The organism is Acidovorax sp. Root70 (assembly GCF_001428225.1).
In the GTDB taxonomy this organism is placed as follows: Bacteria; Pseudomonadota; Gammaproteobacteria; order Burkholderiales; family Burkholderiaceae_C; genus Acidovorax.
Map to the genome: position 1 here is coordinate 295473 of NZ_LMHQ01000031.1, position 18157 is coordinate 313629.

Here is an 18157-nt window from a genome sequence, read left to right on the forward strand (position 1 = left end):
AACCGAGCCCGCCCTGCGCACCCAAGGAGCCCCATGAACCCCGCCGACCTCCCTCCCCAACTCCACCTGGACGGCGCCCTGCGGGGCGATGCGCTGCTGGCCGCGGTGCGCCAGATCGCCCAGGGCCCGCTGGCCGCGCAGGTGGAGGCGATTGACCGCACCGGCTACTACCCCTGCGCCGAGCTGCAGCAACTGGCCGCCGTGGGCGCGATGAGCGCGCACCTGGACAGCACGGCGGGCCCGGCCGACTACGGCCTGGCCATCCGCGCCATGGCCGAGGCCTCGCGCGTGTGCGGCGCCACCGGCTTCATGATGTGGTGCCAGGCGGTGTGCGGGCTGTACCTGCAGCAATCGGGCAACCCTGCGCTGATGGGCGATGTGCTGCAGCGCCACGCCAGCGGCGCGGGCATGGGCGGCACGGCGCTGTCCAACCCCATGAAGAGCTACGCCCAGATCGAAAGCCTGCTGCTCAAGGCCACGCCGGTAGAGGGCGGTTACCTCATCAACGGCACCCTGCCCTGGGTCAGCAACCTGGGGCCCGACCACTACTGTGGCGCGATCGCGGCGGTGGTGGAGGCCGACGGTGCGGCCAGCCAGCGCGAGGTGATGTTTTTGCTGCGCTGCGACGCACCGGGCGTGGAGATGCGCGAATGCCCGAGCTTCTCGGCCATGGAGGGCACGGGCACCTATGCACTGCGGCTCAAGGACCATTTCATCGGCACGGCCGACATCATGGCCGACCCTACGCGTCCTTTCATCGCGCGCATCCGCGCGGCCTTCGTGATGCTGCAATGTGGCATGGCCGTGGGCATCACCCAGGGCGCCATCGACTCGATGTGGGCGGTGGAGGCGCAGCTGGGCCATGTCAACCAGTTCCTGGAAGACCGGCCCGACGCGCTGCAGGCCGAGCTGGATGCCCTGACCGCACGCGTCGTGCAACTGGCCCAGACGCCGTTCGACACAAGCACCGACTTCTTCATCGACGTGCTGGACGCCCGCGCCCACGGCGCGGAGCTGTGCCTGCGCGCCGCCCAGTCCGCCCTGATGCACCAGGGTGCGCGCGGCTACCTCATGAGCTCGGACGTGCAGCGGCGCGTGCGCGAGTCGCACTTTGTGGCCATCGTCACGCCCGCCATCAAGCACCTGCGCAAAGAGATCGCCCGGCTCAGTGCCGAGGAGATGCCTGCATGACGCCCGCCACAACCACCACCACGCCGTTGGCAGCCTCCGCCTTCGGATTGAGCGCCGCCTCGCAGGCCGTATACGACGCGTTGGCCGAAGCGGCAACACAAGCGCCCTGGCAAAGCTACATCTGCAACGCCTGCGGCTACATCTACCACGAGGCGGACGGCGACCCCGATGGCGGCCTGCCGCCGGGCACCCGGCTGGCGGACATTCCTGACGACTGGGCCTGCCCGCTGTGCGGGGTGACCAAGGCCGATTTTTCTCCGTACGAAGCCCCCACGCTGGAGGCGCTGCGGGCGCAGGCCAGCGCAGCGCCTCCGGCCCACATCCGCCCGCGTGACGAGCCGGGCGTGGTCATCGTCGGCGCAGGCCGTGCAGGCTGGCAGCTGGCCGAAACCCTGCGCCAGCACAGCGCCACATTGCCTATCACCCTGGTGACGGCCTGCGCAGGCGACCGGTACGACAAGCCTTTGCTGTCGGTGGCCATGGCGCGCCAGCTGGACCCGCTGGCGCTGGTGTCCGAAACCGGCCGCGATGCAGCGTTGCGGCTGGGCGTCACCCTGCTGGCCCACACCCATGCCGTGCGCATCTGCGCCGACACCCGCCAACTGCGCACCACGCGGGGCGTGCTGCGCTACGGCCACCTGGTGCTGGCCCACGGCGCGCAGGCCGCCTTGCCGCCGGGCTTGCCCGCCAGTCTGTGCTGGCGCATCAACCACCTGGACGCCTACCAGCGCCTGCGCCAGCACCTGGGCGAGCAGCCCAAGGACGTGCTCATCATCGGCGCGGGCCTGATCGGCAGCGAGCTGGCCAACGACCTGGCACTGGGCGGCCACCACATCACGCTGCTGGACACGGCCACCGAACCGCTGGCGCGCTGGCACGACCAGCAGGCGGGCCCGCAGTTGCTGGATGCCTGGAAGGACCTGTCCATCCGCTTTGAAGGCGGTCTGCAGGTGGAGCAGGTGGAACGAGTGGACTCGCGCTACCGCGTCACCACCACCAGCGGGCAGCGTTTTGCGGCCGACGAAGTGGTGGCGGCTGCAGGCCTGCTCCCCCCCACCCGGCTTGCGCAAAGTGCAGGGCTCGATTGGGCCCAGGGCATTGCGGTGGACGCAGGCACGCTGCAGACCAGCGTACCCCGCATCCACGCACTGGGCGATTGCATCAGCATCAACGGGCAGTGCAGCCGCTATATCGAACCGATTGCCCGGCAGGCGCGCACGCTGGCGGCCGCCATCCTGGGCCAGCCGACGGCCCCCTATGAGCACCGGGCGGCGGTGGTGCGCGTCAAGACCACCACCCGACCGTTGACCCTGCATTGAGGCAGCCTCCGCCCAGGCGGCGGCCCTGCCCGGGCAGGCATCGGAAAAATTTTTTACATCTCCTGCATCCAAACGGCGTTTTCGTGGGTAGTACCTCCAGCAGCGCAACTTGCTGCTGTCCTATCAACCCATAGACCAGAGAGAAACGCCATGACCATCCACACGTCTCCCATCTCCCGCCTGCTGCCCCTGGGGGGTGCCGTTGCCGCCGCCGTGCTGCTGAGCGCCTGCGGCTCGATGATGTCGTCGCCTTCCAAATCCATGTACTCGCAGGACAGCCTGCCCGACAGCATCAAGGTTCCTGCGGGCAACAAGGTGGCGATGGAAACCGTGGGCGTGGGCGAGATCACCTACGAATGCCGCGACAAGGCCAACATGCCCGGCCAGACCGAATGGGTGTTCGTGGGCCCCAAGGCCGTGCTGAATGACCGCAGCGGCAAGCAGGTCGGCACCTACTACGGCCCGCCCGCCACTTGGGAATCGAACGACGGCTCCAAGCTCACGGCCACCCAGCTGGCCGTGGCACCCTCTGGCACTGGCAACCTGCCCTACCAGCTCGTCAAGGCCAACCCTGCCATGGGCTCCGGCGCCATGACCGGCGTGACCTTCATCCAGCGCGTGGCCTTGAAGGGCGGCGTGGCACCGGCTGCCGCCTGCACCACCGCCAACAAGGGCGAGCGCCAGATCGTGAAGTACCAGGCCGATTACATCTTCTGGAAGGCCGCGTAAACCACGCACACGCAATCCCCTGCGCAGCGGGGGCTACCCACCGGGGCGGTGACGGGTTTGCGGCTACGATGCGCCCACCTTTCAGCCACTGCCCCGCTGCCCGCACACCGTGCCCGACACCCCTGGCGATTTTGACTACGAAGCCGCTCTGGCCGCCTGCGCGGCCGGCGACCGGCAGGCCATGCACCGCCTGTACCAACAGGAGGGCGCGCGGCTGCTGGGCGTGGCGCTGCGCATCGTGCGCCAGCGCGCACTGGCCGAAGACATCGTGCACGATGCCTGCGTGAACATCTGGACCCGCGCCGCCAGCTACGACGCGAGCCGAGGCAGCGCACGTGGGTGGATCTACAGCGTGGTGCGCAACCTGGCCCTGAACGCCGTGCGCGACGGCAGCCGCCACGTGGATGTGGACGACACCACCACCCAAGCCCTGGAGGCCGACATGTCTGTGCAGGCCCACCACGAGGTCGAGGAAACCTTTGAACTCAACGCCAGCCTGGGCCGCCTGCAGCATTGCCTGGAGGCCCTGGACCCGGCGCGCCGCAGCTGCGTGCTGCACGCCTACGTGGACGGCTGCTCGCACGGCGAAATTGCCGAGCGCCTGGGCGCCCCGCTGGGCACCGTGAAAGCATGGATCCGGCGCAGCCTGGTATCGCTGCGGGAGTGCATGGCATGACCGATGTGCGAACCACACCGCCTACGCCCTCGCCGGAAGACCTGCATGTGCTGGCTGGCGAGTACGTGCTGGGCACCCTGCCCGCTGCCGAGCGCCAGGCCATGCAGCAACGCCTGCCCGGTGACCGAGCACTGCAGCAGGCGGTGGCCGAATGGGAAGCCCGCCTGCTGCCACTGACCCAGCTGGTGGAGCCCATTGCGCCGCCCGCCGCCTTGTGGGCGCGCATCGATCAATCGCTGCAAGCAGCCAGCGCGCAGCAGGCCACGACACCCGTTACCGCGCCACCCCGCGCCAACACCGAGCGCAAGCCGTCCGTCCGCTGGTGGGACCACCTGGGCCTGTGGCGGGCTCTCGCCGGCTCGGGCTTTGCGATGGCGGCGGTGCTCGCGGCGGTACTCGTGACGCGCACCGCACCCGTGGCCGCGCCGCCGCAGTTCATGGTGGTGCTGGTCGCGCCGCAGGACAAGGCCCCCGGCTGGGTGGTGCAGGCCAGCTCGCCGCGGCTGATCAGCCTGATTCCGCTGGGCGTGGCCGAAGTACCGGCCGACAAGGCCCTGGAGTTCTGGACCAAGGCCGATGGCTGGAGCGGCCCCGTGTCGCTGGGCCTGGTGCAGCCCGGTCAGCCGCTGCAGATCCCGCTGGACAAGCTACCGCCGCTGCAGCCCAACCAGTTGTTCGAGCTGACGCTGGAACCGCCCACAGGCTCGCCGATTGACAAACCCACAGGCCCCATCCAGTTCATTGGCCGCGCCGTCAAAGTGCTCTGACCGCCGCCGAGGGGGGCGGCCCATACCAGCGACCGCCGCGCAAGGGCCGCCCCGCCGCGCTGGCGGTGTCCCCCTTCCCGAATTGCGCAGCAATTCGAGAGAAAGGGGGAAGGCGCGAAGCGACTCAGGGGGTTAGTACTGTTTATACGGCAGGAATTTGCCGGACAGCACCACATTCACGCGGTCGCCATTTGGGTTGGCTTCGCGCTGAATGTCCATGCTGAAGTCGATGGCGCTCATGATGCCGTCGCCAAACTCTTCGTGGATCAGCTCCTTGATGGTGGTGCCGTACACGCTCACCACCTCGTACCAGCGGTAGATCAGCGGGTCGGTGGGCACGGGTGTGGGCAGCGAGCCCTTGTAGGGCACCACTTGCAGCCACTTCTGCTCCTCGGCCGTCAGGCCGAAAATCTTGCCCACGATCTTGGCCTGCTCGGGCGTGGCAGTCATCTGCCCCAGGCACAGAGCGGTGGTCCATTCCTTGGACTGGCCGACCTTCTTGGCAATGGCCTCCCATTGCAGGCCCTTGGCGACCTTGGTGCTGATGATCTTTTCGGTAACGTCGTTGCGGTTCATGGTGATGGCTCCTTCGGTTGGATGGGTTTTGAAACGGGGAACAGGAACTTCGGGGTGCAGCCCTCCCTGTCGGCCACAAGGGGCAACACGACAGGGCTTGGCTGCTCAGGAATTCAGTGGGCTTTGGCGCGCGTCACCAAGAAGTCCACGATGTGGTTGCGCAGCGCGTAGTAGCCGTCCAGGTGGTGCAGGCTGGTGCGCGTGCGTTCGCGTGGCAGGGGGTTCACCACCACCTCGGCAATGCCACCGGGTCTATAGCCCTCGGGCGTCTCGTTGCCGTTGCTCATCAGCAGGATGCGGTCAGCCAGCAAAATGGCTTCGTCCACATCGTGCGTGATCATGAAGACCGTCTGCTGCGTCTGGCGCACGATGGTCATCAGCTCGTCCTGGATGGTGCCGCGCGTGAGCGCATCGAGTGCGCCAAAGGGCTCATCCAACAGCAGCATCTTGGGCTGGATGGAGAACGCGCGCGCAATGCCCACGCGCTGCTTCATGCCGCCCGAGAGTTGCGAAGGCTTCTTGTCGATGGCAGGGCTCAGGCCTACCAGCGCCACGAACTTCTCCACATGCGCATCGACCTGGCTCTTCTTCCAGTCGGGCCAGCGCGACTTCACGGCGAACGCGATGTTCTGGCGCACCGTGAGCCAGGGCATGAGCGCATGGCTCTGAAACACCACGCCCCGGTCCAGGCTGGGCCCGGCCACTTCGCGCCCGTCCATGATGACGGTGCCCGAGGTGGCAGTATCGAGCCCCGCCAGCACGTTCAGGATGGTGGTCTTGCCACAGCCCGAGTGACCGATGATGCAGACGAACTCGCCCTTGTCGAGCGTGAACGACACATCGGCAAACACGGGTTTGGCGGGCGCAAAGGCTTTGCTCAGCCGGTCGATCTGGAGGAAGCCTTGGGTCACGGCAGAGGCCTTTCGTTGCGGTGCGTCAGTGGCAAGAGGGGCTGGAACAGCCGGGCGCTGGGCAACATCACTCCACATAGGTCACCACCTTCTGCAGCTGGCCAAACGCCAGGTCGAGCAACATGCCCACCACGCCGATCACCAGGATGGCAAAGATCACGTTGGTGAGCGACAGGTTGTTCCACTCGTTCCACACGAAGTAGCCAATCCCCGTGCCGCCCACCAGCATCTCGGCGGCCACAATCACCAGCCACGCAATGCCCATGCTGATGCGCATGCCCGTGAGGATGGTGGGCGCCGCAGCGGGCAGGATCACCAGGAAGGCCTTGCGCAGCGGGTTCACTTCCAGCGTGGCCGACACGTTGAGCCAGTCTCGCTTGACCGAGGCCACACCAAACGCCGTGTTCACCAGCATGGGCCACACCGAGCAGATGAAGATCACGAAAATGCCCGAGATGGATGAGTCCTTGATGGTGTAGAGCGCGAGCGGCATCCACGCCAGCGGGCTGATGGGCTTGAGTACCTGGATGAACGGGTCGAACGCGCGGCGCAGCAGCGGCGACATGCCGATGATGAAGCCGAGCGGGATCGCCACCAGGCAGGCCAGGCCAAAGCCCAGCGCCACGCGGCCCAGCGAGTGCGCCAGCTGGATGGCGATGCCCTTGTCGTTGGGACCGTTGTCGTAGAACGGGTTGGACAGGTGGCCCCACACCGTGCTGCCCATCGCACCCAGCGTGGGAAAGCCACCGCTCTTGGATGCGCCCGGGTCCTTGCCCATCATCTTGGCGTACTCGATCTGCTCGGCCGTCATGCCCGCCGTGCCGCCGCTGGCGCCCGAGGACGACGTGGCTACATACCAAATGCCCAGCAGCGTGAGGAAGATGAGCACGGACAGCAGGCCCGCGCGCAGGTTGAGGTTTTTGGTGGCAGTCATGTCATGCCGCCTTGCGGATAGGGAAGCTCTTGGCGTACTCGGCCGCCTTCGCCGCATCGAACTCGCGCCCCATGATCTTGAACTTGGGGTACGCGCCGTCGGGCACCTTCTGGTCCAGCGCCTTCATCTGCTTTTTCGCATCGGTGATGAGGAACACCTTTTCGGCAATCTGCTTGTAGTCCACATCGCCCTTGATGTAGCCCCAGCGCTGCATCTGTGTGAGCATCCACACGGCCATGCTTTGCCAGGGCATGGGGTCGAAGTCGGCGCGGTCGGGCACGTTCTGGATCTTGCCCAGGCCATCGGCGAACTTGCCGGTGAGCACCTGGTTGATCACGGCCTCGGGCTGGTTCAGGTAGGCCTGGGGCGCAATCACCTTGGCGATCAGCTCGCGGTTCTTGGGGTCGCGCGCCATGGCGGCCGAGGTGAGCACCGCGCGATACAGCGCGGCAAAGGTGTTGGGGTTCTTCTGGATGAACTCGGTGCTGGTGCCGAAGGCGCAGCAGGGGTGGCCGTTCCACAGATCCTTGGTGAGCAGGTGGATGAAGCCGACTTCCTCGAACACGGCGCGCTGGTTGAACGGATCGGGGCCCAGGAAGCCATCGATGTTGCCCGCGCGCAGGTTGGCCACCATCTCGGCCGGTGGCACCACGCGCAGCTGCACGTCAGTGTCGGGGTTCAGGCCCGCCTCGGCCAGGTAGTAGCGCAGCAGAAAGTTGTGCATGCTGTACTCAAAGGGAATCGCGAACTTGAAGCCCTTCCAGTTCTTGGGGTCGCGGTTGTCCTTGTGCTTGAGGGCGAGCGTGATGGCCTGGCCGTTCACGTTCTGGATGGTGGCCACGTTCATGGGGGTGGCGTTGGAGCCCAGGCCCATGGAGATCGCGAGCGGCATCGGGCTCAGGAAGTGCGTGGCGTCGTACTCCTTGTTGATCATCTTGTCGCGGATCAGCGCCCAGCCGGCCGTCTTGGTGACTTCGACATTCAGGCCCTGCTTGCTGTAGAAGCCCAGCGGGTGGGCCATGATCAGCGGCGTGGCGCAGGTGATCGGGATGAAGCCGATCTTGAGGTTGGTCTTTTCCAGCGCGCCCTGTTTCTCTTGCGCCATGGCCTGCAGGCTGGCCACGGGCAACACGCTGGCAATGGCCGCCATGGCTGTGCCCTTGCCCACGGCCTTGATGAAGCGGCGGCGCACCGCGTCTTGCGGAAACAGCGCCTTGACCAGCGTGGCTTCGATGAACTCGTTGCTGTAAAGCTCGAACTCGCGGGTCTCGCTGCGCTGGCGCAAGGTGGCTGCAGCAGCATCGGCCGAGACCTCGGCATGGTGGTCGGCCACCGTGTGGTCGCGGCCACAGCTGCATTTCAGCATCAACGGGCGGTCGGCATCGTAGGGCGAGAAGAATTCGGACATGGCACACCTCGAAGAAGTTGGTGCCAGGCGTTACGCAAAGCGCGGGCCAGTTTTTGCCGGCGCCGGCCCTCTGTCATGAATTCGTGGGTGTGGTGTCTACAGCGTGTAGGGCCAGCACTACAAATCGGGCATATCGCACCCACAAATCACTCGGCAGGCGCGCCACGCGCCAGCAGCGCCAGCTCCACGTCATTGCGCGCGCCGGTCTTTTCGAGGATACGGGCGCGGTAGGTGCTCACCGTGTTGGGCGCGAGCTTGAGCTGCGCACCAATTTCGCTCACGCTCTGCCCGGCCGTGAGCAGGCGGAACACCTGGTGCTCTCGATAGGAGAGCACGTCTACTCCGGCGGGCGCGCCCTGCTGGGCGGTGCGCACCACGCCGGTGCGCTCCACTGCGCCCGCCAGGGCTTGCGCAGTGGCCTCGGTCAGGTAGCGCCCGCCCGCCGCCACCTTGCGCACGGCCGCCACCATATCGTCGGGGTCGGCGCTTTTGTGCAGGTAGCCCGCTGCGCCCATCTGGATGCAGCGCACCGCATATTGCCGCTCAGGGTAGGTGCTGAGCATCAGCACCGGCAATGCAGGCCAGGCCTTGCGCAGCGCCTGCAGCACTTCGAGGCCGTCCATGCCCGGCATGGCGATGTCCAGCAGCACCAGGTCCAGCCCCGGTGCGCCCGTGCGCCCCTGCAGCGCAGTAACCTGCTCCAGCACCTCGCTGCCCTGGGTGGCTTCGGCCACCACGGTGATCTCGGGCGTGCCGTTGGCCGGGTCGCCCAGCACCTGCTTGAGTCCCTCCCGCACGATGCGGTGGTCGTCCCCGATCAATACGCGAACCACGGAATTCATGACAGCTCCAGAGGAATCAGCAATTGCAGGCACGAGCCCTGCCCCAGCTCGCTGGTGATGGTCAGCTGGCCTCCCAGCTGCCGCGCCCGCTCGCGCATGCCCATCACGCCATAGGCGGTGGGCGCCTCCAGCGCCTGGCGGGTGGAGCCTACGCCGTTGTCACGCACGCGCAGTTGCAGCACATCGTCCTGCACGTCAATCGCAATGTCGATGGCGCTGGCCTGCGCGTGGCGGCCCACATTGCTCAGCATCTCCTGGAAGATGCGGAACACGGCGATGGCGGCGGGCTCGGGCAAGTGCAGGGTGGCGGGCACGTCCATGTGCCACGTCAGCTCCAGCTCGGCCGACTGCACAAACTCCTGCGCCTGCCACTCCAGCGCCGCCCACAGGCCCTGGTGGTCCAGGATGCTGGGGCGCAGGTCGGTGATGATACGGCCCACGTTGTCCACGGCGTTTTCGATCAGGCGGCTCATGTTCTGGCATTTGCACCGCATCTGCGTGCGCATGTCGCCAGCCGCTTCGGGCGTGCGCTCGCCCTGCTCGCCCAGGCGCTTGTGCAGCCAGTTCACATCCATCTTCAGCGCCACCAGCAGGCTGCCCAGCTCGTCGTGCACCTCGCGGGCAATGCGCGTGCGTTCGTCCTCACGCACCTGCTCCGAGTAGGCCGACAGCTCCCGCAGCTGCGCCAGCGCCTGCGACAGCTCCTGGGTGCGCGCGGCCACGCGGCGCTCCAGCTCGTCATTGGCGCGGGCCAGGTCGTCGTGCGCGCGCTGCAGCTCGTCGGCTGCGCGCTTGCGGCTGGTGATGTCCACAAACGCAATGACGGCGCCGTGCACCTGCTCGCCCTCGAGGATGGGGTGGCTGGAATACTCCACGGCAAACGCCGAACCGTCCTGGCGCCAGAACACCTCGGTGTCCACCCGGCAGGGCAGGCCCTGGCGGAAGGCGTTGAAGATGGGGCAGTCGCTGTCGGCGTAAGGTCTGCCGTCGGGGTGGCTGTGGTGGGTGAGCGCGTGCATGTTGCGACCCATCACCTCCTCGGCGGCAAAGCCCAGCATCTGTGCGCCCGCCCGGTTGATGAATACGCAGTTGCCGGCCAGATCGATGCCGAACACGCCCTCCCCGGTGGACTCCAGCAGCAGCCCCAGACGGTTTTGCCAGAGGGCGCTGGCACCGGCGGGCAGGTTCAGGACATGGGTGGGCATGACAGCACCCAAGCAATGGACGTGCCCAGCCAGCGGGACGGCCGCCCAAGCAGGCGCGCAAGGGGCTGTGCGACCACCCGCCAACATCGCACAATAAGCGGATGCAAACCGTTACCCCGTCCTCCGTGGCCTCTGTGGCCCCGCCCCCGCCGTCGGTGTGGCGCCCGCCCAGCCTGTCCGTGCGCTGGTGGCCCGTGTTCATGCGCAACCTGCTGGTCTGGCGCAAGCTCGCCATCCCCAGCCTGGTGGGCAACATTGCCGAACCGCTGATGTGGCTGGTGGCCTTTGGCTACGGCATGGGGGCCCTGGTGGGGCAGGTGAACGTGGGCGGCGCGGCGGGCGACACCAAGGTGCCCTACATCCTGTTCCTGGCCAGTGGATCGATCTGCATGAGCGCCATGAACGCGGCCAGCTTTGAGGCGCTGTACTCGGCCTTCTCGCGCATGCATGTGCAAAAGACCTGGGACGGCATCATGAACGCGCCGGTGAGCCTGGACGACGTGGTGCTGGCCGAGATGCTCTGGGCGGCGTTCAAGGCACTGTTCACCGTGACGGCCATCCTGGGTGTGATGCTGGCCCTGGGTATCAGCCATAGCCCCAAGCTGCTGGTGGCCTGGCCGGTGCTACTGTTCGTGGGCATCATGTTCTCCAGCATCGCGCTCATCTTCAATGCGCTGGCCAAGGGGTATGACTTTTTTACCTACTACTTCACGCTGGTGCTCACACCCATGATGTTTCTCTCGGGCGTGTTCTTCCCGCGCGAGCAGCTGCCGCCCATCGTGCGCGCCATCTCCGACTGGCTGCCGCTGACCAACGCGGTGGAGCTAGTGCGCCCGTTGTTCATGGACCAGTGGCCCGCCCACCCCCTGCGCCATGGCCTAGTGCTGGTGGTGACCACGGTGGTCGCCTTCTGGGTGGCCCTGGCCCTGACCCGCAAGCGCTTCAAGGCATGACCGTGCTGCTCGGCCCCAGCCATATCGCCATGGTGGCCAAGGGCGTGTCGGCCATCGTGGCGTCACGCGATGCGGCCCTGCGCCCGAGCATCATGCGGGCCGTGGGCAGCCACATCAGCGGCGATGGGCAGGAGGTCACGGTGTACCTGCGGCGCAGCCAGTCCGAGCAGTTGCTGCAGGACATTGCGCACACTGGTGAGATTGCCGTGGTCTTCAGCGTGCCGTCCACCCACCAGACGCTGCAGCTCAAGGCCCGCCGGGCCACGCAGCGCCCGGCCCATGACGGCGACGTGCCCGTGTTGCAGGCCTACCTGCAGTCCATGGTGCAGGAGGTGGGCCAGGTCGGCTACGGGCCGCAGTATGTGGCTGCCATGCTCGCAGCGCCGCTGCAGGATGTGGTGGCCGTGAGCTTCACGCCCACCAGCGCGTTCGACCAGACACCGGGCCCGCGCGCAGGCGCAGAGTTGTGCGCGCCACCCTCACCACCTACGCCGCAGCCATGAGCACTGCAGCGCCCTCCCTGCACAGCATCCGCCCCTGCCTGGAGGGTGCTATTCCCGCCGTCATGGCGACCTGCGACCCCGACGGCACACCGAACGTGGCCTACATCTCACAGGTGGTGTATGTGGATGCGACGCATGTGGCACTGTCGTTCCAGTTCTTCAACAAGACCCGCCAGAACATCCTGCGCAACCCGCGCGCGTCCGTGCTGGTCCTGGACCCGCTCACCGCCCATTTCTACCGCCTGCACCTGCTGTACGAACGCACCGAGGACTGCGGCCCGGTGTTCGAGAGCATGCGCGCGCAGCTGGCGGGCATTGCATCGCATTCAGGCATGGCCGAGGTGTTTGAGCTCAGGGGCGCCGACATCTACGCCGTGGAGCACATCGAATCGGTGGCGGGCGAAGGCCTGCCGGCACCCGCGCCACGCTCCGGGCTGCTGCACACGCTGCGCCTGTGCAGCGAAAGCATTGCGCGCTGCACGGGGCTGGACGAATTGCTGCAAGGCGCGCTGCAGGGCCTGCAGCACAAGCTGGGCATCGAGCACGCCATGGTGCTGATGCTGGACGCCAGCGCCCAGCAGCTCTACACAGTGGCCAGCTGCGGTTACGCCACCTCGGGCGTGGGCTCCGAGATCCGCCTGGGCCAGGGCGTGATCGGCATGGCCGCGCGCGAGCGCACCCCGGTGCGCATCAGCCACATGACCCATGCCGCCCTGTACAGCCACGCCATCCGCGAGAGCATGGACGCGCATGCCGCCCCCGATGCGCCCCCGCTGCGCGGCATGGACATTCCCTACCCCGGCTTGCCCGAACCGCACAGCCAGGTGGCAGTGCCGCTGCTGTCGGCCGGGCGCCTGCTGGGCGTGCTGTTTGCCGAGAGCCCCGAGGACATGCGCTTTGGCTTCGAGGATGAGGACCTGCTGGTGGCCATTGCGGGCCAGCTGGCCGCCGCCATCGACCTGCTGCAGGCCGCGCCCGATGCGCCCGAGCCGCTGCCTGCTCCTACAGCAGCACCGCCGGTGAGCGGCAGTGCGCTGCGGGTGCGCCACTTTGCGGCCAACGACAGCGTGTTCATCAACGACGACTACCTGATCAAAGGCGTGGCGGGCGCCATCATCTGGAAGCTGCTGCGCGACCACCAGCACACTGGGCGCGTGGACTTCACCAACCGCGAGCTGCGGCTGGACCCCGCCCTGCGCCTGCCCGATGTGGCCGACAACCTGGAGGCCCGCCTGCTATTGCTGCAGCGCCGCCTGCAAGAGAACTGCCCACACATCCACATCGAGAAAACAGGGCGCGGCCGCTTTCGGCTGTGCGTGCTGCGCCCCGTGGTGCTGGAAGACGCCTGACGCCTTCACGCCACTGATTTCTCAAAGTCAGTGCACCAGACCCGGAACCACCGGCAGGCCCAGGCTGCGCATCAGCTTGGTCCACTCGGGCTGCGAGAGGTGCGGCTGCACCTGCGCCAGCACTGCGGCCAGCACAGGGGCAGGCGCATGTTGCTGCATGTCTGACAGCATGGCCGTGCGCTCGGCCGGTGACATGTAGGGCACCATCCAGCGGGCCACCACCATCATTTCGTGCGGGGGGATCGAGGCCACCAGCGCATCGTGCACGCCCGCCAATTCGGCGTCGGTGTAGCACTGCCAGAGCACGCGGTTGTGGGCAGTCTCTTCCTCATGCATGTGCTCGAAGTTGTGCGCCACAAACAGCGCCAGCTGGCGGTACAGGGCCAGGGTGGCGGCCGGGCGTGCGGGCTTGGCGCAGGCCATCAGGTGGTTCACCCCGTCGGCCAGGGCCGTGATGGCCTGTTCGTGCTCCACATGTTCACCGGCAATGCTCTGGCTGGAGCCGGGCTGGCGCGCCTCCATGGCGGCGTGCACAAACTGGTTCTCGTGGTGCAGGTGCGCGCGGCACAGGTCCAGCAGCTGCATCACGCGGTCGCAGGTCTGGGCAAACTCCAGGTCGTCGTCCACATCCATGCGGCCCAGGCCCAGCAGCGTGTCGGCCATGAAGGCGCGCAGCGCCTTGTGGATGCTGGCGTACATGTCCATGCGGGGGGCGGCGGGTTGGGCTTGGGTCAGTGCGGCAATTTCGCGGGCATCAATCTTCATCACGTTCTTTCATGGCCTCGTTGGGCTCTTTCAGCGCCTTTTTTCGGGCGCCGGGCCGGGTGCACCATGCACCCGCTTCCATGCCAAGAAGTCTAGAAATTCGCCGCGTTTTTGCCTGTTAAAAACTCCTTAAACAGACCCTTTGAAAACCTTAAAAATCGCGTTCCGGGCGCCAAACGTGAAATCGTTCACGGCGCGGCGCGCAGCAAGTCCACCGCTTTTTCCGCAATCATCACCGTGGGCGCATTGGTGTTGCCGCTCACGATGCGCGGCATGATGGACGCGTCCACCACGCGCAGGCCGGCGAGGCCATGCACGCGCAGTTCGGCATCCACCACGTCCAAGGGCCCAGGCCCCATCCGGCAGGTGCCCACGGGGTGGTAGATGGTGTCGGCGTACTGGCGGATGAACTGCTCGATCTCGGCATCGCTGCGCGCACTGGCCGAGGCCGCCAGCTCCTTGGCGCCGAACTTCGCGAGCGCCGGTTGCATCAGGATCTCGCGCGTGCGCTTAAAGCCACGCACCATGCGCGCCATGTCGTCGGGATCGGCCAGGAAGTTCGGGTCCACCAGTGGCAAGGCCATGGGGTCGCGGCTGGCCAGCGTGACCGAGCCCCGGCTCTTGGGCTGCAGCAGGCACACATGGGCCGAGTACCCGTGGCCGAACACCGTCTTGCGGCCATGGTCCACCAGCTTGCCGATCACAAAGTGCAATTGCAGATCGGGCGCAGCCTCTGACGGGTCGCTCTTGATAAAGCCGCCCGCCTCGGCGAAGTTGGTGGTCAACATGCCCGTGCGGTGCTTGCGCCATTCGATGATGCCGCGCATGGTCTGTGCCATGCCCGACAACGAGAGGCCGAACAGGTCCTTGAGCTCAGGGGCGTCCAGCACCTGTACCACGTCGGGGTGGTCGTGCAGATGCTGGCCCACGCCGGGCAGGTCGTGCAGCACCGGGATGCCGTGTTGCTGCAAATGCGCTGCAGGCCCCACGCCCGACAGCATCAGCAGTTGCGGCGACAGCAGCGCGCCCGCACTCAGCAGCACCTCGCGCCCGGCACGCACTTGCTTGATCGCGCCACCCTGGCGGTATTCGACACCCACCGCGCGCGTGCCGTCGAACAGGATGCGCGTGGCATGGGCGCCGGTAATGACCTGCAGATTAGGCCGCGCCAGGTGGGGCGTGAGGTAGCCCTTGGCTGCGCTGTGGCGTTCGCCATTCTTGTGCGTGACCTGGTACAGGCCCACGCCTTCCTGCGTGGCGCCGTTGAAGTCGGTATTGTGCGGGTGCCCGGCCTGCACACCTGCGTCGGTGAAGTATTGGCTGAACCGGTTGGGCGCACGCAGGTCCGCCACGTTGAAGGGGCCGCCCTGGCCGTGCCATGCATCGGCGCCGCGCTCGTTGTTCTCGGCACGCAAGAAGTAAGGCTTCACGTCCTCCCAACCCCAGCCCGGGTTGCCCTGCGCGGCCCAGTGGTCGTAGTCCGCATGCTGGCCCCGGATGTAGACCATGGCGTTGATCGAGCTGGAGCCCCCCAGCACCTTGCCACGGGGCTGGTAGCCGCGCCGGTTGTTCAGCGCGGTCTGCGGGGTGGTATTAAAGCCCCAGCCGTTCAGCTCGAACTTGGCCATCACGGCCAGCCCGGCCGGGCAGTGGATGAGCACACTGTTGTCGGCGGGCCCCGCTTCCAGCAGGCACACGCGCACGGCGGGGTTCTCTGTCAGCCGGCCGGCCAGCACGGAGCCTGCTGAGCCTCCGCCGATCACGATGTAGTCGAACATGTTGTGGTGTCTCCTCCGCCATGCTGCGCAGCGGCTTGTTGGTTCAGGTTTGACGCACGATAACCGAACGGTCGTGCGATTCGCCTTACCATTCCGTCCATTCGTTTCACTTTGAAGAGGGCTCTCTATATGACGATTCAGACCGTAGGCATCATCGGCGCAGGCACCATGGGCAACGGCATTGCACAGGCCTGTGCGGTGTCAGGCATCAACGTGGTGATGGTTGATATCTCGGATGCTGCAGTGCAAAAAGGCCTGGCCACCGTGGCCGGTAGCCTGGACCGCCTGATCAAGAAGGAAAAGATCAGCGAAGCCGACAAGGCTGCCGCCCTGGCGCGCATCAAAACCTCCACCAGCTACGACGACCTCAAGGCTGCGCAGCTCGTGATTGAGGCCGCTACCGAAAACTACGAGCTCAAGCTCAAGATCCTCAAGCAGGTGGATGCCATCGTGGCGCCTGAGGTGATGATTGCTTCGAACACCTCTTCGATCTCCATCACCAAGCTGGCCGCAGCCACCAGCCGCGCCGACAAGTTCATCGGCATGCACTTCTTCAACCCCGTGCCTATGATGGCGCTGGTGGAGATCATCCGCGGCCTGCAGACCAGCGACGCCACGCACGACGCCGTGAAGGCGCTGGCCGAGGCGCTGGGCAAGAGCCCCATCACCGTGAAGAACGCGCCCGGCTTTGTGGTCAACCGCATCCTGGTGCCCATGATCAACGAGGCCTTCTTCGTGCTGGCCGAGGGCCTGGCCACGCCCGAGGACATCGACGCGGGCATGAAGCTGGGCTGCAATCAGCCCATCGGCCCCCTGGCGCTGGCCGACATGATCGGCCTGGATGTGTGCCTGGCCGTGATGGATGTGTACCTGACCGAGTTTGGCGACAGCAAGTACCGCCCCTGCCCGCTGCTCAAGGAAATGGTGGCCGCAGGCCGCCTGGGCCGCAAGACCGGCCAGGGCGTGTATACCTACTAACCCCCCTGAGTCGCTTCGCGCCTTCCCCCCAGGGGGACGCCCCCAGCGCATGGAGTGGAAACGACATTTGCATGTCGTGGCGGCCCTTGCGCGGGGGCACTGGTAAGTCGCCGCGCCGGTTTTGGAGGCCGCTTGCCTTAATCGGCTGCGCTGTCTCGATTGAGACGGCGCGCAGCGCTTGAAGCGTTTTCAATCATGGGCCAGGAGACCTGCGCCCATGACAAACATCACCCCCACTACGCCCCCGCCCGAGGGCAACATCGACACCCAGGTCATCGGCCATGTGCTGCTGATCGGCATCAACCGGCCTGCCAAGCGCAATGGCTGGACGCCCCCCATGTTCCGCCAGCTGGCCGAGGCTTACACCCGACTCGACGACGACCCCGCCCTGCGCGTGGGCGTGCTGCATGCGTTTGGCGACCACTTCACCGCCGGGCTCGACCTGCCCGCCGTGAGCGCCTACATGCAGCGCGGCGAAAAAGCCATCCCCGAAGGCCTGGTGGAGCCGCACGACTACGGCCTGCCTGGCTACCGGCGCCGCACCAAGCCCATGGTGGTGGCAGTCAAGGGCATCTGCTTCACCGTGGGCATCGAGCTGATGCTGGGCGCCGACATCGTGGTGGCGGCCGACAACTGCCGCTTCTCGCAGATGGAAGTGCAGCGCGGCATCATGGCCACGGGCGGCGCCACGCTGCGCATGGCCGAGCGCGCGGGTACGGGCAACGCCCTGCTGCACCTGCTGACCGCCGACGAATTCGGCAGCGCCGAGGCCTACCGGCTGAACTTTGTGCAAAAGGTGGTGCCCGCAGGCCAGGAGCTGCAGGAAGCACTGCAGATTGCCCAACGCGTCGAAGCCCAGGCGCCGCGGGCCGTGGTGGCCACGCGGCTCAATGTGCTCAAGGCCATCGAGCAGGGGCAGGCGGCAGCGGTGGCGGAATTCATCCCCGTGCAAAAGCAGCTGGCCAACAGCGAAGACGCGGCCGAAGGCGTGCGCGCGTTTGTGGAGCGCCGGCCCGCGCAGTTCAGCGGGCGCTGAGGTCTTGGTGGTTCGTTGTCGCCCGAACCACCACATGCAAAGTTTCAAGCCTAATCGACCGCTAGCGCATATGGATCATGCGCAAGCAGCTCTGCTATTGATAGCAATTCCCCGCGATTGACGGGAGCACAGCGCCCCCGCCTGCGCCAGCGGGACGCGCGACTAGCACCGATGGCGTGGCGCTGCTTCCCCACCCACCCAATCCCATTCATTAACAAAGTTTTTCACAATTCAATT

The 18157-nt window shown here is 66.5% G+C and carries 18 protein-coding genes; 10 read left to right on the forward strand and 8 right to left on the reverse strand.

What is annotated here, in order from left to right:
- Nucleotides 1-33: 33 nt before the first annotated feature.
- The 5 genes from ASD94_RS21060 to ASD94_RS21080 all read left to right on the forward strand — a co-directional run bounded on the left by ASD94_RS21060 (nucleotide 34) and on the right by ASD94_RS21080 (nucleotide 4682).
- Nucleotides 34-1191 (forward strand): acyl-CoA dehydrogenase family protein, encoded by a 1158-nt coding sequence (locus ASD94_RS21060; RefSeq protein WP_056647321.1) that lies wholly within the window; start codon nucleotides 34-36, stop codon nucleotides 1189-1191.
- A complete protein-coding gene (locus ASD94_RS21065; protein ID WP_056647324.1) occupies nucleotides 1188-2510 on the forward strand; it encodes an FAD-dependent oxidoreductase in 1323 nt (440 codons plus the stop codon). The genes ASD94_RS21060 and ASD94_RS21065 overlap by 4 nt, the downstream gene beginning before the upstream one ends.
- 150 nt (nucleotides 2511-2660) lie before the next feature.
- A complete protein-coding gene (locus ASD94_RS21070) occupies nucleotides 2661-3239 on the forward strand; it encodes a DUF3455 domain-containing protein (protein ID WP_056647328.1) in 579 nt (192 codons plus the stop codon).
- 109 nt (nucleotides 3240-3348) lie between these two features.
- Nucleotides 3349-3915, forward strand: a complete 567-nt coding sequence (locus tag ASD94_RS21075; protein WP_056647331.1) for a sigma-70 family RNA polymerase sigma factor — start codon at nucleotides 3349-3351, stop codon at nucleotides 3913-3915.
- On the forward strand, nucleotides 3912-4682 hold the full coding sequence (locus ASD94_RS21080; protein WP_056647333.1) for an anti-sigma factor domain-containing protein: 771 nt from the start codon (nucleotides 3912-3914) through the stop codon (nucleotides 4680-4682). The genes ASD94_RS21075 and ASD94_RS21080 overlap by 4 nt, the downstream gene beginning before the upstream one ends.
- A 132-nt stretch (nucleotides 4683-4814) precedes the next feature.
- Here the strand turns inward: ASD94_RS21080 and cynS are convergent, their stop codons facing one another.
- The 6 genes from cynS to ASD94_RS21110 all read right to left on the reverse strand — a co-directional run bounded on the left by cynS (nucleotide 4815) and on the right by ASD94_RS21110 (nucleotide 10558).
- The gene (gene cynS, locus ASD94_RS21085; RefSeq protein ID WP_008905293.1) at nucleotides 4815-5258 is read right to left on the reverse strand and encodes a cyanase; all 444 of its coding nucleotides are present in this window, start codon (nucleotides 5256-5258) and stop codon (nucleotides 4815-4817) included.
- 113 nt (nucleotides 5259-5371) lie between these two features.
- The gene (locus ASD94_RS21090) at nucleotides 5372-6247 is read right to left on the reverse strand and encodes an ABC transporter ATP-binding protein (RefSeq protein ID WP_056647336.1); all 876 of its coding nucleotides are present in this window, start codon (nucleotides 6245-6247) and stop codon (nucleotides 5372-5374) included.
- Nucleotides 6237-7103 (reverse strand): nitrate ABC transporter permease, encoded by an 867-nt coding sequence (ntrB, locus tag ASD94_RS21095; RefSeq protein WP_056647337.1) that lies wholly within the window; start codon nucleotides 7101-7103, stop codon nucleotides 6237-6239. The genes ASD94_RS21090 and ntrB overlap by 11 nt, the downstream gene beginning before the upstream one ends.
- Nucleotide 7104: 1 nt before the next feature.
- Nucleotides 7105-8511 carry a CmpA/NrtA family ABC transporter substrate-binding protein gene (locus ASD94_RS21100; protein ID WP_056647340.1) on the reverse strand — a complete coding sequence of 469 codons (1407 nt, stop codon included), beginning with the start codon at nucleotides 8509-8511 and terminating at the stop codon, nucleotides 7105-7107.
- Between the two features lie 146 nt (nucleotides 8512-8657).
- Complete coding sequence (locus tag ASD94_RS21105) at nucleotides 8658-9353, reverse strand: response regulator transcription factor (protein WP_056647343.1); 696 nt, start codon at nucleotides 9351-9353, stop codon at nucleotides 8658-8660.
- Nucleotides 9350-10558, reverse strand: a complete 1209-nt coding sequence (locus tag ASD94_RS21110; protein WP_056647345.1) for a PAS domain-containing sensor histidine kinase — start codon at nucleotides 10556-10558, stop codon at nucleotides 9350-9352. The genes ASD94_RS21105 and ASD94_RS21110 overlap by 4 nt, the downstream gene beginning before the upstream one ends.
- Before the next feature lie 101 nt (nucleotides 10559-10659).
- Here ASD94_RS21110 and ASD94_RS21115 point away from each other — a divergent pair, with 101 nt between their 5' ends.
- The 3 genes from ASD94_RS21115 to ASD94_RS21125 are packed head-to-tail and all read left to right on the forward strand — an operon-like array spanning nucleotide 10660 to nucleotide 13363.
- Nucleotides 10660-11511 (forward strand): ABC transporter permease, encoded by an 852-nt coding sequence (locus ASD94_RS21115; RefSeq protein WP_056647348.1) that lies wholly within the window; start codon nucleotides 10660-10662, stop codon nucleotides 11509-11511.
- Nucleotides 11508-12014, forward strand: coding sequence for a hypothetical protein (locus ASD94_RS21120; protein WP_056647351.1), 507 nt, complete (start codon nucleotides 11508-11510; stop codon nucleotides 12012-12014). Before ASD94_RS21115 ends, ASD94_RS21120 begins: the two co-directional genes overlap by 4 nt.
- Nucleotides 12011-13363 (forward strand): GAF domain-containing protein, encoded by a 1353-nt coding sequence (locus tag ASD94_RS21125; RefSeq protein ID WP_056647667.1) that lies wholly within the window; start codon nucleotides 12011-12013, stop codon nucleotides 13361-13363. Before ASD94_RS21120 ends, ASD94_RS21125 begins: the two co-directional genes overlap by 4 nt.
- 27 nt (nucleotides 13364-13390) lie before the next feature.
- Here the strand turns inward: ASD94_RS21125 and ASD94_RS21130 are convergent, their stop codons facing one another.
- Together ASD94_RS21130 and ASD94_RS21135 are read right to left on the reverse strand one after the other, a co-directional pair.
- On the reverse strand, nucleotides 13391-14128 hold the full coding sequence (locus ASD94_RS21130; RefSeq protein ID WP_056647354.1) for a hypothetical protein: 738 nt from the start codon (nucleotides 14126-14128) through the stop codon (nucleotides 13391-13393).
- Nucleotides 14129-14316: 188 nt separating this feature from the next.
- Nucleotides 14317-15906, reverse strand: a complete 1590-nt coding sequence (locus ASD94_RS21135; protein WP_056647357.1) for a GMC family oxidoreductase — start codon at nucleotides 15904-15906, stop codon at nucleotides 14317-14319.
- A gap of 129 nt (nucleotides 15907-16035) precedes the next feature.
- Here ASD94_RS21135 and ASD94_RS21140 point away from each other — a divergent pair, with 129 nt between their 5' ends.
- Both ASD94_RS21140 and ASD94_RS21145 read left to right on the forward strand, forming a co-directional pair.
- A complete protein-coding gene (locus ASD94_RS21140; RefSeq protein WP_056647360.1) occupies nucleotides 16036-16884 on the forward strand; it encodes a 3-hydroxybutyryl-CoA dehydrogenase in 849 nt (282 codons plus the stop codon).
- Between the two features lie 217 nt (nucleotides 16885-17101).
- Complete coding sequence (locus ASD94_RS21145) at nucleotides 17102-17920, forward strand: crotonase/enoyl-CoA hydratase family protein (RefSeq protein ID WP_056647363.1); 819 nt, start codon at nucleotides 17102-17104, stop codon at nucleotides 17918-17920.
- Nucleotides 17921-18157 lie beyond the last annotated feature (237 nt).

Bases quoted from the DNA above. Each gene is read 5' to 3' on its own strand.
- ASD94_RS21135 (WP_056647357.1), bottom strand. From the start codon at position 15,906: ATGTTCGACTACATCGTGATCGGCGGAGGCTCAGCAGGCTCCGTGCTG.
- ASD94_RS21080 (WP_056647333.1), top strand. From the start codon at position 3,912: ATGACCGATGTGCGAACCACACCGCCTACGCCCTCGCCGGAAGACCTG.
- cynS (WP_008905293.1), bottom strand. From the start codon at position 5,258: ATGAACCGCAACGACGTTACCGAAAAGATCATCAGCACCAAGGTCGCC.
- ASD94_RS21060 (WP_056647321.1), top strand. From the start codon at position 34: ATGAACCCCGCCGACCTCCCTCCCCAACTCCACCTGGACGGCGCCCTG.
- ntrB (WP_056647337.1), bottom strand. From the start codon at position 7,103: ATGACTGCCACCAAAAACCTCAACCTGCGCGCGGGCCTGCTGTCCGTG.
- ASD94_RS21100 (WP_056647340.1), bottom strand. From the start codon at position 8,511: ATGTCCGAATTCTTCTCGCCCTACGATGCCGACCGCCCGTTGATGCTG.
- ASD94_RS21070 (WP_056647328.1), top strand. From the start codon at position 2,661: ATGACCATCCACACGTCTCCCATCTCCCGCCTGCTGCCCCTGGGGGGT.
- ASD94_RS21110 (WP_056647345.1), bottom strand. From the start codon at position 10,558: ATGCCCACCCATGTCCTGAACCTGCCCGCCGGTGCCAGCGCCCTCTGG.
- ASD94_RS21115 (WP_056647348.1), top strand. From the start codon at position 10,660: ATGCAAACCGTTACCCCGTCCTCCGTGGCCTCTGTGGCCCCGCCCCCG.
- ASD94_RS21090 (WP_056647336.1), bottom strand. From the start codon at position 6,247: ATGTGGAGTGATGTTGCCCAGCGCCCGGCTGTTCCAGCCCCTCTTGCC.
- ASD94_RS21145 (WP_056647363.1), top strand. From the start codon at position 17,102: ATGACAAACATCACCCCCACTACGCCCCCGCCCGAGGGCAACATCGAC.
- ASD94_RS21125 (WP_056647667.1), top strand. From the start codon at position 12,011: ATGAGCACTGCAGCGCCCTCCCTGCACAGCATCCGCCCCTGCCTGGAG.
- ASD94_RS21105 (WP_056647343.1), bottom strand. From the start codon at position 9,353: ATGAATTCCGTGGTTCGCGTATTGATCGGGGACGACCACCGCATCGTG.
- ASD94_RS21140 (WP_056647360.1), top strand. From the start codon at position 16,036: ATGACGATTCAGACCGTAGGCATCATCGGCGCAGGCACCATGGGCAAC.
- ASD94_RS21065 (WP_056647324.1), top strand. From the start codon at position 1,188: ATGACGCCCGCCACAACCACCACCACGCCGTTGGCAGCCTCCGCCTTC.
- ASD94_RS21120 (WP_056647351.1), top strand. From the start codon at position 11,508: ATGACCGTGCTGCTCGGCCCCAGCCATATCGCCATGGTGGCCAAGGGC.
- ASD94_RS21130 (WP_056647354.1), bottom strand. From the start codon at position 14,128: ATGAAGATTGATGCCCGCGAAATTGCCGCACTGACCCAAGCCCAACCC.